This is a genomic window from Haloarchaeobius pelagicus (assembly GCF_051207375.1).
In the GTDB taxonomy this organism is placed as follows: domain Archaea; phylum Halobacteriota; class Halobacteria; order Halobacteriales; family Natrialbaceae; genus Haloarchaeobius.
The window spans coordinates 67217-82488 of record NZ_JBPJZD010000002.1; the positions used below are offsets into that span (position 1 = coordinate 67217).

At 66.3% G+C, this 15272-nt stretch carries 13 protein-coding genes; 6 read left to right on the forward strand and 7 right to left on the reverse strand.

The window, feature by feature from the left end; genetic code table 11:
• Positions 1 to 58: 58 nt before the first annotated feature.
• Entirely contained in the window at positions 59 to 706 is a 648-nt protein-coding gene (locus tag ACSC1S_RS12815; RefSeq protein ID WP_435364667.1) for a helix-turn-helix domain-containing protein, read from the reverse strand.
• Positions 707 to 841: 135 nt separating this feature from the next.
• On the opposite strand from ACSC1S_RS12815, the gene ACSC1S_RS12820 reads away from it, so the two are divergent.
• Entirely contained in the window at positions 842 to 1207 is a 366-nt protein-coding gene (locus ACSC1S_RS12820; protein ID WP_435364668.1) for a rhodanese-like domain-containing protein, read from the forward strand.
• A gap of 187 nt (positions 1208 to 1394) precedes the next feature.
• Positions 1395 to 2258 (forward strand): LLM class flavin-dependent oxidoreductase, encoded by an 864-nt coding sequence (locus ACSC1S_RS12825; protein ID WP_435364669.1) that lies wholly within the window; start codon positions 1395 to 1397, stop codon positions 2256 to 2258.
• 130 nt (positions 2259 to 2388) lie between these two features.
• Here the strand turns inward: ACSC1S_RS12825 and ACSC1S_RS12830 are convergent, their stop codons facing one another.
• The 3 genes from ACSC1S_RS12830 to ACSC1S_RS12840 all read right to left on the reverse strand — a co-directional run bounded on the left by ACSC1S_RS12830 (position 2389) and on the right by ACSC1S_RS12840 (position 5233).
• Positions 2389 to 2721, reverse strand: a complete 333-nt coding sequence (locus ACSC1S_RS12830) for a DUF4234 domain-containing protein (protein ID WP_435364670.1) — start codon at positions 2719 to 2721, stop codon at positions 2389 to 2391.
• A gap of 142 nt (positions 2722 to 2863) precedes the next feature.
• Positions 2864 to 3715, reverse strand: coding sequence for a fructosamine kinase family protein (locus ACSC1S_RS12835; RefSeq protein ID WP_435365526.1), 852 nt, complete (start codon positions 3713 to 3715; stop codon positions 2864 to 2866).
• Positions 3716 to 3835: 120 nt separating this feature from the next.
• Positions 3836 to 5233, reverse strand: a complete 1398-nt coding sequence (locus ACSC1S_RS12840; protein ID WP_435364671.1) for an FAD-binding oxidoreductase — start codon at positions 5231 to 5233, stop codon at positions 3836 to 3838.
• Between the two features lie 437 nt (positions 5234 to 5670).
• On the opposite strand from ACSC1S_RS12840, the gene pdhA reads away from it, so the two are divergent.
• The 4 genes from pdhA to ACSC1S_RS12860 all read left to right on the forward strand — a co-directional run bounded on the left by pdhA (position 5671) and on the right by ACSC1S_RS12860 (position 12813).
• Positions 5671 to 6774, forward strand: coding sequence for a pyruvate dehydrogenase (acetyl-transferring) E1 component subunit alpha (gene pdhA / locus ACSC1S_RS12845; RefSeq protein ID WP_435319248.1), 1104 nt, complete (start codon positions 5671 to 5673; stop codon positions 6772 to 6774).
• Positions 6775 to 7046: 272 nt separating this feature from the next.
• Positions 7047 to 7808 (forward strand): winged helix-turn-helix domain-containing protein, encoded by a 762-nt coding sequence (locus ACSC1S_RS12850; protein WP_435319249.1) that lies wholly within the window; start codon positions 7047 to 7049, stop codon positions 7806 to 7808.
• Between the two features lie 15 nt (positions 7809 to 7823).
• On the forward strand, positions 7824 to 11813 hold the full coding sequence (locus ACSC1S_RS12855) for a PAS domain S-box protein (protein ID WP_435364672.1): 3990 nt from the start codon (positions 7824 to 7826) through the stop codon (positions 11811 to 11813).
• Between the two features lie 52 nt (positions 11814 to 11865).
• A complete protein-coding gene (locus tag ACSC1S_RS12860) occupies positions 11866 to 12813 on the forward strand; it encodes an ArsA family ATPase (RefSeq protein ID WP_435364673.1) in 948 nt (315 codons plus the stop codon).
• A gap of 18 nt (positions 12814 to 12831) precedes the next feature.
• Here ACSC1S_RS12860 and ACSC1S_RS12865 read toward each other — a convergent pair whose 3' ends face one another.
• From ACSC1S_RS12865 to ACSC1S_RS12875, 3 genes are all read right to left on the reverse strand, one after another.
• Complete coding sequence (locus ACSC1S_RS12865) at positions 12832 to 13521, reverse strand: metallophosphoesterase family protein (RefSeq protein ID WP_435364674.1); 690 nt, start codon at positions 13519 to 13521, stop codon at positions 12832 to 12834.
• A gap of 75 nt (positions 13522 to 13596) precedes the next feature.
• Positions 13597 to 14046 carry a universal stress protein gene (locus ACSC1S_RS12870; RefSeq protein WP_435364675.1) on the reverse strand — a complete coding sequence of 150 codons (450 nt, stop codon included), beginning with the start codon at positions 14044 to 14046 and terminating at the stop codon, positions 13597 to 13599.
• 32 nt (positions 14047 to 14078) lie between these two features.
• Complete coding sequence (locus tag ACSC1S_RS12875) at positions 14079 to 15257, reverse strand: MFS transporter (RefSeq protein WP_435365527.1); 1179 nt, start codon at positions 15255 to 15257, stop codon at positions 14079 to 14081.
• Between the last annotated feature and the right edge of the window lie 15 nt (positions 15258 to 15272).

A 15272-nucleotide genomic window follows, 5' to 3' on the forward strand; every position in this document is an offset into this window, starting at 1 on the left:
CGTACCTGGAGAGACCCGCGCCACGACCATCGACGCACTGCGAGCGAACGCTGGTCGTTTAAGTCAGCTGGGGCATGACCCGCGCCTCTATCTTCCGCAGATGCTCGGACGCGGTGCTCTCGGCACAGTCCGCGACCTCGGCCACGTCCGCGATGGTCGCGGTGCGTGGCGTCGCGTAGTACCCGACCTCGACGGCTGCATCCAGGATGGTCTGCTGTCTGTCGGTCAGGCCACTTCGAGCGGTGTCGATGGTCGGGTCGTAGGTCCCGAGCTGTTCGATGCGAACGTCCTCGGCGACCTCCGGCGGGATGTCGTCCATCGCCTCCTGCAACACGCCTGACTCCCCGGCGATCCGGACGGTCACGTCGTCGGCGTTGAGTTCGATGGGCAGCTCCAGTATCAGGCAGTGGCGCTCGACGATGCGGAGCAACTCCCGGAGTTCCTCGGCCGGCCGGTAGTGTGCGAAGACGCACTGGCCGTCGTCGTCGACGTCGAACACCTCGAACGAGATGGCCCGCGACCAGGACTCCAGGTCAGCGACGAGCCGGTCCCGGCTAGTCTCCAGCCGGCAGAGTTCCACGACGGTCCCGTCGGGCCGGAGCGTCATGTTGAGAATCGTCCCCCGTCGCCCCGTGAGCCCGGGCACGAGCACCTCGTCTTCCTCCCATACCGCGACCTGTGGAAACCTGAGCGTCAGATACCGCATACCGTCGGTCGTCTTGGGGGCACCAATACTCTACCGCACCAGGGACTGGTTCGTCGAGCGGGACGGCCTCCGCACTCGCTGGGGAGTCGACCACCGGTCGGCACGCTTTAGCGACACCGTCCGCAAGCGAGGGTGATGAGCAAGCTCCGTCCGGACGAACTCGACACCCGACTCGGCGGCGACCAGCCCTTCATCCTCGACATTCGCCCACGCGAGGCCTACCAGGCCGCCCATATCGACGGGAGCCACAACCTCCCCGTGTACGACGACCTGCGCTCGGGCGACGAGGATGCGCTCCGACAGCGCCTCGACGAGGTCCCCCGGGACCGTCAGGTCGTGACCGTCTGCAAGATGGGCGTCATCGCGAAGCAGGCGACCCGCATCCTCGACGACAAAGGGTACGATGCGACCACGCTGGCCGGTGGGATGAGTGGCTGGCGTGGCTACCAGGACGGGACGGTGGGCTATCGGATTCGGTCGCTGCTCTGGCGGCTGTTCTGAGTCGAGTACGTGAATCCGGGCCTCGGCACGGTGCTTCTCGACAGGCCATTCTGGCGACTGGCTGGTCTCACCGGGCTCGAAGCAGGCACCACCGCGTGCATACTTAAGCTGTCGTACTCCGAACGTCTCATGGGAATTTGTCGTTGGCGAGTCGGCTTGCCACGTGAATTCATCAGAGGGGAGATCCATGGCCACATCAGCACCAAAACACGGACTGTACCTGCAGAACTGCCACGTCTATCTCGGTGACCTCGCGACGCCGACGAACATGCTCGAGTACGCGGTCACCGCAGAGGAGGCGGGCTGGGATGGGGTGTTCATGGCGGATGGACTCTACCCCGAGTTCCCCTCGATCGACCCATGGACCACCCTCTCCGGAATCGCGACCCGGACCAGCGATATCGTTCTCGGGACCTGGGTCACGCCGGTCTGTCGGCGGCTGCCGTGGCAGCTGGCACACGACCTCGCCACCCTCGACCACCTCTCGGACGGCCGCGTGCTGCTGGGTGCCGGACTCGGTGCCGAAGGGAACTACACCACGTTCGGCGAGGAGTGGGACCCGAAGCGCCTCGCCCGAAGATACGACGAGGCACTCGAGATCATCGACCGTCTCTGGACCGGCGATTCCGTCAGTTACGACGGGGAGTTCTACACGGTAGAAGGGGCGAAGCTCCCCTACACACCCGTTCAGGAGCCACGGATTCCGATACTGCTCGGCTGCTGGTGGCCGAACAAGAAACCGTTCCAGCGAGCGGCGAACTGGGATGGTATCATGCCTGCTGCGCCCTCGTTCTGGGGCGGCGAAGGGGAGCAGGGCGAACCCATCACCGGAACGGTCGAGGAAGAGGTGACTGCGCTGGTGGAGTACTACCGCGGGCTCACCGACGGCACGGAGGAGATTCTCCTTCCGCTCGATATTCCAGAAGCCCCGGACGACTTCGCCGAGCTGTGTCGTGAACTCGGTGCGACGTGGTTGCTAACGCAAGACCTCCTCGGCGACGACAGCCACGAGGAGAACGTAGCGCGAATCCGCGAAGGCCCGCCGGTCTGAGACGGCGCGTCTTCCGCGTGGGTCGCCAAGATTTTGAAGCGGGTACACGGGTCGTTCACTTCGCAGCGCCACGCGTAGACGGCTGGTCGAGTGCGTGAGTGGCGAGTGTGAGAGAGAGAGCCCGTTTCGATTACTGCGACGCGACGGAGTTGATCCCACTCTGGACCCAGTACCAGGAGATAACGCCAAAGAAGAGGAACAAGAGGAAAACCGGCATCGGGTCTTTCTCCGTAACAGGCTCTGCGGCTTCAGCGATCTGCCAGAGCACGATTATGTTCAGCAACGGAATAATCGCCAGGATGGGGGACAGGTTCTGGTCCGTCCCCTCGTCGAGCATCTTCGCTGTTTTGTAGGTCCAGTAGATCGGGTACAGACCGAACGTCACGACCGTGAGCACAACCTGCATCCCGAGCGATCCATCCGAGAATGCGGACGGGTTCGTCACCTGTGGTGTGTCAGACATGCATGTGTCAGTTGCGTCCCTCTCATATATAGTTGCCTGGCTGAGATATTGGTCCCTCACGCACCGTGGAGATGGCGGACTCGACACTCGGTGGGGTCGCCCCCAACAGGTGCCACCCAGGCTCGAAGCTGTGCCGCCTGACTCAGTACCCGAGCGTTTCGAGCGTCGCTTCGAGGGGCTCCAGGTATTCCTCGCCGAAGTGTCGAACGTGTGTCAGAAACGGGGAGAGTCGGTAGACGTGTTTTCGCTCGTCGTAGCCCGACTCGACGCCGGCCACCTCACGATAGCGCTCGAAGAAGGCGTCGCCGGCCACCCCGGTCCACTCGGCGTAGGCCAGTTCGACCTCGGGGTCGGCGTAGCAACACGCCGGGTCGAGGAACGCCCGGACCGACTCGCCGTCGGTCAGCAGGTTCGCCGACCAGACGTCGCCGTGGATGAGCGACGGGGTTGGGTCGTGGTCCAGGAACCCGGAGAGGTCGGTGGCGAGGGTGGTGAGTCGCTCACCGAGGTCGGCCGGCAGCAGCCCCTCCTCACGAGCGCGTGCAGTCGCGTGACGGAGTCGCTGGTCGCCGAAGAACGTCGCCCAGTCGTCCGTCCAGGGGTTGGGCTGGCGGTATTTGCCCGTAAGGGTGTCGAACGGGAAACCGAACTGCTCGGCATCGGTGGCGTGGATGGCGGCCAGTCGCTCGGCCAGGTCGCGCTCGACAGAGGGTGTAATCGTCGAGTCACCCGCGACGAACTCCAGCACCAGCAGGTCGGAGGTGACGTGGGACACCTCGGGGACGCGGAGGCCGCCCTCTGAACGCAGGTGGGCGAGCATCTTCGCTTCCGTCCGCAGGTCGGTCTGGGCGGTCTTGACGACGACGCGGCGGCCATCGGCCAGGTCGACCCGGTGGACGCTCCCGACCTGCCCGCCGTCGAGTTCGGTCACGGCCTCGACGGGGCAGCCAGCCCAGTCGGCGACGGCTGTGATGGTCGACTCGTTCATTGTCAACACGCTGTCGGGCCCCAACAATAGCCTCTCGGAAATTCGTGTGGCGACCCAGGATGCACCGTCCCTGGCTGGCCAGGGGAGGAGTCAGGCCGTCCCACCATCACGGCGCTCAAACAGAACTCAGCGCGCCGGTTCGATGTTCTGGTTGACACTGAAGCGGTTGTCGGGGTCCCACGTCGCTTTGCAGTCGGCGAGGCGGTCGAGGTTCTCGCCGTATGCCTCCGGCACCCGCTCGGCCTCGTCGCGGTGAAGCAGGTTGACGTAGACCCCACCTGGGGAGTACGGCGTCATGGTCTCGTGGACCGTCTCCGTCCATTCGACCATCGCGTCGTCGTCGTCGGGGTCGGTCCACCCCGAGAGAACGTGGAGTGAGTACGGGACCTCGCGGTGTGGGAACGCGGTCGCAGCCGGGTCGACCGCAGCGACAGCGCCACCGAGCGGTTCGAGATAGGCCATCGTGAACGGTCCCTCGATGGGGTGAACGGCCTCGATTAGCGCATCCAGGGCGTCGTCCGGAAGGGTACTGATGTACTGCGCCTTCGAGTGCCAGCGATTCCCCGACGGCGTCCCAGCGTCGAACGCCTGTTGCAGGTCGACATAGGGAGTCGGCGCGACGGCGTCGAGGATGGGCTCGCCGAACTCACGAAGCGGTGCGAGGTCTGCTTCGGCGTCTGCCATCGGGCCAGTGTGGCTCACGACGAGGTCGACGGCGGTCGTCCCGTGCAGTTCCGCGGGGAACACGTCGAGTGGCGGCAGTGGAATGAAGAACGCGTAGCAGTTCACCGCCTGCGGCGCGTCGGCCATGAAGTCACGGTAGAATCGCAGTACTTCGGGGGCGTCCTCGATCCGGTAGACCAGCTGCCCGGCGAGTAGTTCTGTTTCCAGCTCGTGGAGCGCGAACTCGAATTCGGTGACGACACCGAAGTTCGCACCGCCACCCCGCAGCGCCCAGTAGAGGTCCGCGTTCTCGTTGTCGCTCGCGCGAACCACCGCACCGGCGGCGGTCACGACCTCGGCTGCGCACAGGTTGTCTGCCCCTGTACCCAACGACCGGACCAGGTGGCCGGTCCCGCCACCGAGAGTGTAGCCAGCGACACCGACGCTCGAGACGGTCGCTCCGGTCGTCGCGAGGCCGTGTGCCATCGTCGCAGCATCGACGTCCGCCCAGGTGGCCCCGGGCCCGACCCGCACCCGCTTCGCGTCGGGGTCGACCTCGACGTGGTCGATGGCCGCGCAATCGATAACCAGGCCGTCGTCGCACGTGCCGTGCCCGGCGTAACTGTGTCCACCGCCCCGTATCGCGATTCGAAGGTCGGTGTCTCGCGCGAAGTTCACCGCTTCGACGACGTCCTCGACGTCGGCTACCCGCGCGATGGCCGTCGGGTACCTGACGTAGCGTGCATTCCAGACCCGCCGTGCGTCGTCGTACTCGGCATGGTCCGGGCCGATTACCGCACCCGAGATAGCCGCGTCGAGTGTCGAAACGTCGATTTCTCCGCCTGTGGTTTTGCCTGACATGTAACTCCCCATCCGTCTCTCATCCCGGATCGGCTCCGGCCGTAGACAGTACCTGTATACGTCGTCCAATGCGGATATATAATTATCTATGGTGATATATCGGCCGGTGATCTTCCAGAAGCCGGGGGTTTGCTAAATCCATTACCGGGTCGGGGCCACGCGGTAAGAAAATGAACAAACGCCGATATAGTACGTATTCAGCCGTTACACTCCAGTGATTTCTGTTCTGCCTCTTACGCAAGGATGAGGCCTCGGCACTCATAGGGCTCGTCACCACCAGGAGCCACCCCGGTTCGGAGCGGTGCCTTCGTCATCGGCCACCCGGAACTCGGAGACCCGGCACAAAGAGCGTACTCCTTCGACCCGCCCGCTCACCAGCCCAGAGAAGATTCGCCGGCACACACAGGTCTTTTTGCCCAGCCACGGTACGCGCTGGCATGACAGACACGGCCGGTTCGTACGAGATGGTCCGGCGGCTCGACGAGGACGGCAGGCCGGTCGAGGAGGGGTACGAACCGCCCCTCGAAGACGAGCAACTCGTCGCCCTCTACCGCGATATGCGCCTCGGGCGGCGGTTCGACGACCGGATGATCAGCCTCCAGCGACAGGGCCGCATCGGGACGTACGCCTCGCTGGCGGGCCAGGAGGGCGCGCAGTTCGGGTCGATGTACGCGATGGACGACGCGGACTGGCTGAGTTACCAGTACCGGGAACACGCGGGCCCCATCGTCAGGGACTGTCTCGCGCCGTACATCCAGTACTGGATGGGACACGAGCTGGGGAACGCGGCATTGGTCGATGAGAACATCATGCCGCTGAACATCTCCATCGGGTCGCACATCCCGCACGCGACCGGGTACGCGTGGGCGGCCAAACTTCGCGGGGACGACCGGGCGGTCGTCTGCCACTTCGGGGACGGGGCGACCTCGGAGGGGGACTTCCACGAGGGGCTGAACTTCGCGGGCGTGTTCGACGTTCCCGCGGTGTTCGTCTGCAACAACAACCAGTGGGCCATCTCGGTTCCGACCGAGAAACAGACCGCCAGTGAGACGTTCGCCCAGAAGGCCGAAGCCTACGGGTTCGAGGGCGTCCGGGTGGACGGGATGGACCCACTGGCGATGTACGAGGTGACTCGGGACGCCCTCGAGAAGGCGAAAGACCCGGACGAGGACGAGCGACGCCCGACACTCATCGAGGCGGTCCAGTACCGGTTCGGCGCGCACACGACCGCCGACGACCCGACGAAGTACCGCGACGACAGCGAGGTCGAGGCGTGGAAGCAGAAGGACCCGATCGCTCGGCTGGAGGCGTTCCTTCGCGAGCGCGGACTGCTCGACGACGAGCGAATCGAGGCCATCGAGGCCGAGGTGACGGAGACGCTGGCCGAGGCGGTCGACGCGGCCATGGCGGTCGAGTCCGACCCCGAATCGATGTTCCAGTACGTGTACGAGAACCAGACACGTCGACTCACCGAGGACGCGGATCGTCTCCGAGAGCTACGTTCGGCGTTCGGCGACGACGCCTTACTCCGGGACGAGTAACCGGCCAGGTCGGCAACATCTACCGGTTTTCGCGTGATTGGACTCCCCCGGGTGGTTCCTGAAACGCCTCAAAACCCGTAGGAGAGAGATTATTACACGAATAATACGGCAGATGCATAACCATCTCGTTAATACGCCAGGGCGAGAATTGTACGACTGTACACGGAATGGGGTTGGGAGGACATATCTCTGCAACGAGAGACGGGTCGCAAGCGGCACCGGGCACGTGCCGTTGACCAGGACCGACACGTCATTCCGGTGCAGTATGGACCATGACCGAACAGACAGACAACACCGGTGACGCAGCACACATCCCGAGCGACGACCTCTTCGAGGCGCTCTCGGACCATTATCGACGGAAAGTGCTGTTTCACCTCCGCCAGAACGGCCTCGCGACCGTCGACGAGCTGACCGTCGTCGCGGCGGAACAGGAAGACGAGGCAGCCGACGTCCGCGAGACGCTGGTCGAGACCCACCTACCGATGCTCGAATCGCTGGGTCTCGTGGACGTCGACGCCGACGAACAGAAAGTGGAGTTACTCGCAGACCCCGAAGAGATCGGAGACTGGCTCGACCTCGCGGTGAAGCGAGACGTGGAAGCAGAAATGAACGAAGACGCAGAACAGACAGAGGTGGCGGAGCACGAACCGGAAGATATCAGGGTACTACTTGTCGACGATGCCCCGGACTTCGTGAGCGCGGTCGCCGACCTGCTCGAGCGCGAGCACGAGGACCTCGACATCATGACCGCGACGAGTGCGCCGGATGCGTTCACCGTCCTGAAGAACGAGGAGGTCGACTGTATCGTCAGCGACTACAAGATGCCTGCCATCGACGGGCTGGAGTTCCTCGATGCCGTCCGAGACGAGTACCCGGACGTCTCGTTCATCATGTTCACCAACAAGGGCAGTGAACACACCGCGGGCGAGGCGGTCGCCATCGGTGTGAGCGATTACCTCCAGAAGGAGACGAGCCCCGAAGGGTACGACCGGCTGGTCGACTCTATCAGGAACGCGGTAGGCAAGCAGGCCTGACCACCCTTCCCGTCGATGAACGACAGGGACTACGAGTACGAGCACCACACGGCCGAGAGCGGGCTGGAGAGCGTCATGACGACCCCGCTCTCGGACACCAGCCAGATACGGGTCCTCCACGTCGACGACGACCCGGACCTCGTGGAGGCGACGGCTGCGTTTCTGACCAAGATAGACGCCGGCCTGACCGTCGTCACGGAGACCGACGCGGCGGCCGCGCTCGCTCGACTCGACGGGGGAATCGACTGCGTCGTCAGTGACTACGAGATGCCCGGGATGGACGGCATCGCCTTCCTCGAAGCTATCAGAGAGCGCTCCGACTCGCTCCCGTTCATCCTGTTCACCGGCAAGGGCTCCGAGGAGATAGCCGGAAAGGCACTCTCGGCCGGGGCCAACGGCTACATCCGGAAGGAAGGTGGGACGGGACAGTTCACCGTCCTCGCCAACATGATTCGCGAGGCCGTCTCGAAGGTCCGCGCGGAGACGAACTACCGGGAGATATTCAAGGCGACGGCGGAGGGCATCCTCATCGTCGACCCCGGGACAGGCATCGTCCTCGACGCCAACCCCGGTGCGTGCGAGTTGCTCGAACGGGACGCCCACGAACTGGTCGGGCACGCCCTCGGGGAGGTCAGTTCTGACTACGAACCACACACCGGGGCAGCCCTGTCGGAGTGGTTGTCACGGACCGTCGAGGAGGGCACACAGAAGCTCGAGTGGCAGCTGCTCGACGGCGACGGCGACCTGCTCTGGACCGAGTTGCAGTTCAACCCCACGCGGCTGGGTGGGGAAGAACGCGTCCTCGTGTTGCTGCGCGATATCTCCGACCGGAAGTTCCGCGAGAGCGAGCTCAGACGGCGCGAACAGGAGCTCAGGGCGGCCAGAGAGCGCTACCAGTTGCTCGTCTCGAACGTCGAGGACTACGCCATCTGCGAACTCGACCCGGAGGGGTACATCAGTTCGTGGAACGAGACGGCCGCCCGCATCACCGGGTTCTCCCGCGCGGAGGCCATCGGCACCCACCTGGCCCTGCTCTACACCGACGAGGACATCCAGCGGGACGTTCCCGGGCGACTCCTCGAAGAGGCCCAGCGCGAGGGGCGCTCCGAGGACGAGGGCTGGCGCGTCCGCCGCGACGGCTCGCGGTTCTGGGCGAACGTCGTCATCAGCAAGCTCCAGACCGGTACCGGCGAGACCGGGTACGAGGCGCTGACCCGTGACCGCTCGCGTGAGCGCGAGCAGCGAGCGCAGCTGGACCTGGTCGAGCAGCGCTACCGCCAGCTCGTCGAACAGAACCTGGTCGGCATCTACGTCATCCAGGACGGCTCGCTGGCGTACGTCAACCCACGATTCGCGGAGATATTCGGGTACGACCAGGAGGAGCTCGTGGGCATGGACCCGCTGGCCCTGGTGGTCGACGAGTACGCCGAGGAGGTCGAGGACCGCCTCCGCCGCCGCATCGAAGACCAGCTGACAGACGTACAGTACCGGTTCGAGGCCGTCCGCAGGGACGGCGAGACCATCCTCGTCGAGGTGCACGGGAACTACATCGAGTACGACGGCCGGCCGGCGGTGATGGGGTCGCTCATCGACGTGACCGAGGAGGCAGAGCGAAAGCAGGAACTCGAACGCTACCAGCGCATCTTCGAGGCGATGGGCGACGGCGTCTACAAGCTCGACCTCGACGGCAACATCACCGACTGCAACCGGACCGCAGAGGACATCAGCGGCTACAGCCGCGAGGACCTCATCGGCGAGCACGTCTCGCTCGTGATGACCGACGCGGACATCGAGCGCTGCGAGCGGGGCATCCACGAGCTGTTGACCGTCGGCGACGAGCGCGTCAAGCGCTACGAGATAGACATCAAGCACCGCGACGGCCACACCGTTCCCTGCGAGCTCAACCTGACGGTTCTCCCGCTCGGCCCGCACGGCGAACTCCGCGGGACGGTCGGCATCGTCCGCGACATCACGATGCGCAAGGAGCGCCAGCTTCGGTACGAGGCCATATTCAACCAGACGTACCAGTTCACGGGGCTTCTCGACCCGGACGGGACGATGCTCGAAGCCAACGAGACCGCCCTGGAGTTCGGCGGGCTGGACCGGACTGACGTCGTCGGCAAGAAGATGTGGGAGACCGACTGGTTCGCCGACGACGCGGAGACCGAAGCGACCCTGCGCGGGCTCGTCGAACAGGCCGCCGCGGGCGCGTTCGTCCGGTGTGAGATGGACGTCCACGGCCCCGACGAGGTTGCCGTCACCGACTTCTCCATCAAACCGGTCACCGACGACGACGGTGAGGTGGTCCTGCTCATCCCCGAGGCGCGCGACATCACCGAACGGGTCCGCATCGAGAGCGAGCTTCGCGAGAGCCGCCGGAAGTTCTCGACGCTGCTGTCGAACCTCCCCGGGACGGCCTACCGGTGTGCGAACGAGCCGGACTGGCCGACCGAGTTCGTCAGCGAGGGCTGTCTGGCCCTGACGGGATACAGCCGGGAGGAGATCGAATCGAGCGCGGTGACCTGGGGGAGCGACATCATCCACCCGGACGACCGCGAGGACGTCTGGGAGTCGGTACAGGCGGCTGTGCGTGCCCGCGAACCGTTCGAACTCAACTACCGCATCGTGACCAGGGACGGCGAGGTGCGCTGGGCGTGGGAACAGGGCGAAGGTGTCTTCGACGACGACGGCCACCTCGACGCGCTGGAGGGGTTCATAACCGACGTGACGGAGCGATACCACATGGAGCAGGAGGTCCGCGCCGGGGAACAGGCGCTTCGCGAACTCGCCGACGTGGCCTCGCGTGTCGACCTGACCTTCAAGGAGAAGCTCCCGAAGATTCTCACCATCGGCTGCGAGCGCCTCGGGCTCGAACACGGCCACCTCACCCGGGTCCAGCCACAGTCCAACATGCGGGAGGTGGTCGCGGTCAGCGACGACCACGAGCACGTCACCGAGGGTGCAGTGATGCCGCTCTCGAACACGTTCTGTGCGAAGACCATCGACTCGCGGGAGACGAACTGCGTCCACAGCAACGGCGGTAGCGACGGGCCGTTCGAGACCTACGTCGGCACGCCGGTCGTCTCCCAGGGTTCCATCTACGGCACGCTCTGTTTCGTGGACTGCGACCAGCGCGACCCACTGACCGACGCCGAGCGGTCGTTCGTCACGCTGGTCGCGCAGTGGATACGCTTCGAACTCGAACGCGAGGAGTACGAACGCCAGCTCGAACGCGAGAACGACCGGCTGGAGAACTTCGCGAGCATCGTCAGCCACGACCTCCGGAACCCCCTCGACATCATCTCCATCACGCTCGAACTCATGCGCCAGGACGGCGACCTCGACCGGCTCGACGCCATCGAACGGGCCGCGAGCCGGATGAACGAGCTCATCGACGACCTGCTGTTGCTGACCCGCCAGGGCAAGATCGTCGGGGAGACGAGCCTCGTCGACATCGGGTCGGTCGCGAAGCGGGCCTGGGAGAACGTCGATACGGCCGACGCCGATCTGACCGTCGAGCCCGGCCTCGGCCACATCGCCGCCGACGAACCCCGGCTCCTGCAGGTGTTCGAGAACCTCTTCCGGAACTCCGTCGAACACGGGCGGGCGACTCCCCAGCTGCGGTTCGAGGAGACCCGCGACCACGAGACTCCACAGGCCGTCGGTGAGCCCAGCGCCGGAGACGGGGGTATCACCACCGCTGACGAGTCCCTGTCTATCCGCGTCGGCCCACTCGATACCGCCCCGGGATTCTACGTGGAGGACGACGGCGTGGGCATCCCGCCGGACCAGCGCGACCGCGTGTTCGACCACGGCTACACCACTTCGGAGGCGGGGACCGGCTTCGGGCTCTCCATCGTCCGCGACATCGTCGAGGCCCACAAGTGGCAGATAACGGCGACCGAGAGCGAGTCCGGCGGTGCCCGCTTCGAGGTGTGCGAGCAACCGACCACCAGCGTCTCCGAGTCCGGCTTCGAGTCGCTCGGCCCCGACTCCGAGGAGTAACCGGGTCGAGCAGGCCGCTCCTTTTTCGCCGCGGCGACCGTAGCACCCACCCGTGACGCGATTCGTCTGTTACGGCGGGAAAGGCGGCGTCGGGAAGACGACCTGTGCGGCAGCGACCGGGCTGGCACTGGCCGGCCGCGGCCACCGGGTCCTCGTGGTCTCGACCGACCCGGCGCACTCGCTCGGTGACGCCCTCGACACGACGGTCGGCGGCGAGCCACGCGAACTCGCCGACGGCTGCTGGGGCGTCGAGGTCTCGCCCGAGACCGGGCAGGCAGCGTACCGACGTGTGGTCGAGGCGCTGGTCGCCGACTTCCGCGACGCCGGCCTCCGCATCGACGAGGAGACACTGGAGGAGCTGTTCGCGGCCGGCCTCGTCCCGGGTGCCGACGAGGTCGCCGCCCTGGAGCACATCGCGGACTACGCCGCGAGCGACGACTGGGACTACGTAGTACTCGACACCGCCCCGACAGGCCACACGCTTCGTCTGCTCGACCTTCCCGAGGTGCTGTCGAGCACCCTCGGTGCGGCCGGCGAGGTGCAGGGACAGGTTCGCCGACTGGTCGACGGCGCGCGCAGTGCGATGTTCGGCCCGGCAGCGTTCTTCGGTCGCAACCGCGACGAATCCGACGCCATGACCGACCTCCGGGACCGGCTCCACGCGGTCAGTGCGGTGCTCAGGGACCCCGAACGGACCGAGTTCCGGCCGGTCCTCGTCCCCGAGGCGATGGCGATCGCGGAGACGGAACGCCTGGTCGACCAGCTCGAAGCGGCCGAGGTGCCGGTGGGGCCCATCGTCGTCAACCGCGTGCTGGAGGCCGACGACTGCGACTGCCATCGGTGTACGACCCGGAAAACGCTCCACGACGAGCGCCTCGTGGAGATCGAGGAGACGTTCCCCGGTCGCACGGTGTGCCAACTGCCGGTGCTCGACGGTGAAGCACAGGGTCGCGACGCGCTCGACGCCCTCGCCAGCCGGCTCGACGACACGTTCGAGTGAGACCGACGCTCGCGGCCGTCACCCGAATTCGGCCGGGTCGAGGTACTCGCTCGGGTCACGCTCGCGGTGCGATGCCACCGCGGGGACGCTCACGGTTCGCCCTGCCGCGCAGTCGAACGCCGTGAGCTGGTTCCCGTACACGCAGCCGGTGTTCAACCCGACCGCGTGCCTGCTCACGAGGGGTGCAGAGAAGACCTGGTGCCCGAAGAAGACCCGGTGGGGACCCGAGTAGAACTCCCACCAGTACGGTCGGCCGGTCCCGCTCCCCGCGAGGGACCCCGCCTCCATGAGGTCCGCGGGGACGTGTGACGCGAGGGGTTTGCGGGGGTCGATGCCCCCGTGGACGACGAGCAGGTCGTCCCACGACAGCGCGACCGGCAGCGACGCCAGCCACTGCCGCTGTTTCCGGGACAGGTCCGGCGCGTCGACCGTCCCGTCGATAACGTGCTGTTCGTTGTTCCCCCGAACCGCGACCATGTTCGGCGACTCACGAACGAGGGAGACCACGCCCGCGCTGTCCGGACCCCGCGTCACCAGATCGCCGACGAACACGACCAGGTCGTCGCTATCGACCGCCAGGGTGTCGAGGAGCGCTTCCAGAGACTCCAGACACCCGTGGACGTCACCGACGATGTAGACGTCCCGGCCGGCCGGGTCGACCCGCCGGTGTTGGCGTGCAACGGCAGCGCCGAAACGCGGCGGGTGCATGTGCCAGCAGTCACAGGCAAGGGTAAAAAGCGAGGGCCCGACCTTGTGCGGGTGCGGGCCCAGACAGACCGCAGATTACTCCGGGTGACGGACGATGTGGACGTCGTACTCCGGGTCCTCGGAGATGGGGGAGCCGACGCTCGCCAGGGGCGTCGAGACGCGCCCGGCGTTCTCGCTCCCGATGAAGAGGATGTCCGCGTCGACCTCGGCGGCGACCTGTCTGATGCGACGCGCCACGTCCATCGGGACCGTTGCCACGGGGTCGGTCGGGTCCTCGATGAGTTCGCATCGGAACTCGGCGGTGGGTGCCTCGTCGTGGACGCGCTGGCGGAGCTTTCGCTCGATGACGCCAACGTCGAACGTGTCCTCGGGGTCGAGCCAGCCGCGCTCACGCGCGTACTCGGCGTCGTCCGGCACGAGCGTGAGGACGACGAGCTCGGCGTCGGAGAACGTCGCGAACTCCTGCGCCCGCCGCAGTGCAGTCATCGAGAGCGTGGAACCGTCGAACGGGACTAACAGCGACATCGTCCAACGGTTCAAACGGCCGAGACAATAAACTATCCCCGCCCACCGGCGAGGTCGGCAGCCTCGGGGCGCGCCCGGAGCCGGAGCATCGAGAGCGTCCCCACGAGCGGACCGGCCGCCAGCGGGACGAACGCGTACTGCCAGCCGACCGCGTCGGCCACGATGGGGGTCAGCTGGATGGAGACCGTCGTCAGCAGGAATCCGACCGCCGTCTGCAGGGTCAGCGCGCTCCCGACGTAGCTTGGGGCGGCGAGTTCGGAGACCGCCGCCGAGAACTGCGCTGAGTCCGCGACGATGGCGACGCCCCAGACGAGCAGGAACGGCGTCACCATCCAGAGTGGTGCCCCGAACAGTGGCACCGCCAACAGGCAGCACGCGCCGCTGACGGTCATGCTCGCACTCGTGAGCGTGGTGCGGCCGATCCGGTCGGCGACACGGCCGGCGGCCGCCGCACCGAGCCCACCTACGGCGATGGTCGCGAACGAGAGAAGGGCGATGACCTCCGTGTCGACCGACCCCGAGAACCCCGCCGTGAGGTACAGGGGAATCCACGTCCACACCGCGTACAGCTCCCACATGTGGCCGAAGTAGCCACCGTTCGCGAGCATGGTCGGCCGGTCCCGAACGATGCGCCGAACCGCACCCGGGTCGAATGGTGCGGCCGGAGCCTGGTGCGGTCCGGGCCTGGCGGCGAGCGCGAGCAGGCCGCCGAGTGCCCCCAGTGTGGCGGCCCCGTAGAGGACGGCCGTCGGGTCGCCGATACCGCCCACTGCCCGGAGGAGATGCGGCATCGCCGACCCGACCGAGAGCGCCCCGACGAGCGTCCCGATGGCGAAGCCTCTCCCGGTGTCGAACCAGCCCGCGATGAGCTTCATGCCCGGCGGGTAGACACCGGCGAGGGCCGCGCCGGTGAGGAACCGCAGGGCGACAGCTGGCAGGAACGAATCGACCAACCCAGCGATGACTGCCGTGGCCCCTGCGCCGACCAGTGCCGATGCGGCGAACAGGTACCGCGGCGGGACGGTATCAGAGAGCGTCAGGCCCGCCGACAGCAGCGCTCCTGCGACGAAGCCGAGCTGAACAGCGTTGGTCAGCCACGCGGTCTGTGCCCCGGAGAGGTTCCAGGCGTCGGCGAGTTCCGGGCCGACCGCGGACGCCGAGAACCAGAGCGTCATCGCGAGCAGTTCGGCCGTCGCCAGCAGGGCGAGCATCCGCCACTTCGGCTC

Bases quoted from the DNA above. Each gene is read 5' to 3' on its own strand.
- ACSC1S_RS12850 (WP_435319249.1), top strand. From the start codon at position 7,047: ATGACCGAACAGACAGACAACACCGGTGACGCAGCACACATCCCGAGC.
- ACSC1S_RS12875 (WP_435365527.1), bottom strand. From the start codon at position 15,257: ATGCTCGCCCTGCTGGCGACGGCCGAACTGCTCGCGATGACGCTCTGG.
- pdhA (WP_435319248.1), top strand. From the start codon at position 5,671: ATGACAGACACGGCCGGTTCGTACGAGATGGTCCGGCGGCTCGACGAG.
- ACSC1S_RS12870 (WP_435364675.1), bottom strand. From the start codon at position 14,046: ATGTCGCTGTTAGTCCCGTTCGACGGTTCCACGCTCTCGATGACTGCA.
- ACSC1S_RS12840 (WP_435364671.1), bottom strand. From the start codon at position 5,233: ATGTCAGGCAAAACCACAGGCGGAGAAATCGACGTTTCGACACTCGAC.
- ACSC1S_RS12820 (WP_435364668.1), top strand. From the start codon at position 842: ATGAGCAAGCTCCGTCCGGACGAACTCGACACCCGACTCGGCGGCGAC.
- ACSC1S_RS12825 (WP_435364669.1), top strand. From the start codon at position 1,395: ATGGCCACATCAGCACCAAAACACGGACTGTACCTGCAGAACTGCCAC.
- ACSC1S_RS12855 (WP_435364672.1), top strand. From the start codon at position 7,824: ATGAACGACAGGGACTACGAGTACGAGCACCACACGGCCGAGAGCGGG.
- ACSC1S_RS12815 (WP_435364667.1), bottom strand. From the start codon at position 706: ATGCGGTATCTGACGCTCAGGTTTCCACAGGTCGCGGTATGGGAGGAA.
- ACSC1S_RS12830 (WP_435364670.1), bottom strand. From the start codon at position 2,721: ATGTCTGACACACCACAGGTGACGAACCCGTCCGCATTCTCGGATGGA.
- ACSC1S_RS12865 (WP_435364674.1), bottom strand. From the start codon at position 13,521: ATGCACCCGCCGCGTTTCGGCGCTGCCGTTGCACGCCAACACCGGCGG.